Source organism: Brachybacterium sp. ACRRE, from assembly GCF_022346485.1.
GTDB classification, from domain to species: Bacteria; Actinomycetota; Actinomycetes; order Actinomycetales; family Dermabacteraceae; genus Brachybacterium; species Brachybacterium halotolerans.
This window is the reverse complement of the sequence record NZ_JAKRMO010000131.1, coordinates 1-1130: the sequence shown is the minus strand read 5'-3', so window position 1 is coordinate 1130 and position 1130 is coordinate 1. Positions and strand designations below refer to the sequence as shown.

General features: G+C 69.1%; 1 protein-coding gene. It reads right to left on the bottom strand.

The window, feature by feature from the left end; genetic code table 11:
- A partial coding sequence (locus MHY49_RS18915) for an MFS transporter (RefSeq protein ID WP_239206797.1) occupies positions 1-1075 on the bottom strand: 1075 nt, incomplete at its 3' end.
- Positions 1076-1130: the final 55 nt, after the last annotated feature.

Below are 1130 nucleotides of genomic sequence, written 5' to 3'. Positions count from 1 at the left end.
TCTCCCAGTTGTTCGTGACCACCGCTGCGAGCCACACCAGCGCGATCGTGGTCAGGGCGAACGAGAACAGGGCGATCGCGCGGGGGCTGAAGCGCGAGTAGAAGCGGACGATGAGGGTCGCGGTGACGAACACGGTGAGGTTGAACGGCATCATTGCCAGCGACGTGGCGAAGGGCGCGCGCCCCTGCACCACCTGGATGTAGGTGGGGACGGTGAAGTTCACGGCCGCCTCCATCGCCACGATGATGAACATCGCGTACACGGCGGACCGCTCGGAGCGCGAGCCGAGCACCCGCAGATCCACGAGCGGCACCCGGTCGGCGGCCATGCGGCGTCGGGTCCACAGCAGGAACCCCTGACCGCAGATGAGCCCGAGCACCACGAGCACGGGCGCGGGCGACATGCCGAGCACCGAGAACGGAGCGGTCTCCTCGGCGCGCAGGATCCCCCACCCGTTGAGGTTGTTGAACCCCAGGGTGAGCATCACGATCGCGGCGCCGATCAGGACCGAGGCGATGAGGTCGATCTTCACCGACGGGTCCCCGCTGTCCGAGCGCAGGGTGAAGCTGAGCGCGAAGACGGCGACGGCGAGGCCGAGGGTGATGAGGAAGATCGGCCGCCAGCCGACGAGGGTCCCCAGGGTGCCGCCGATGAGGAAGGCGCTCATGCCCGAGAAGGCGCGGGCCGACCCCAGGGAGCCGACGGCGGTGGCCTGCTGCGCTCCGCGATAGTTCTCGGCGATCAGCGCGACGAGCGCCGGCACGATGATCGCGGCGGCGGCGCCCGCGAGCAGCTGTCCGGTGATCGCCCACGTGATGGTGCGCGAGAAGATCATGAGCAGCGACGAGGCGGCGAACACCACCAGGACGCCGCGGAAGATCAGCGTCCAGCCGATGCGCTGGCCCAGCTTCGCGCCCGTCATCACGAGCGCAGCCACGGCGAGGCCGTAGACCACGATCGTCGAGCTCGCGGTGGTGGGCGGGACATGGAAGTCCTCGACCATGCCTCCCAGCGAGATCGGGAGGGCCGCGACGTTGAAGGACATGAGGACCTGGGCGAGGAAGAGCCCGATCATCGGCACCCACGAGCGTCGCTGCTCGGGATCCTTCGTCGGGGACGGGGACGGGGAC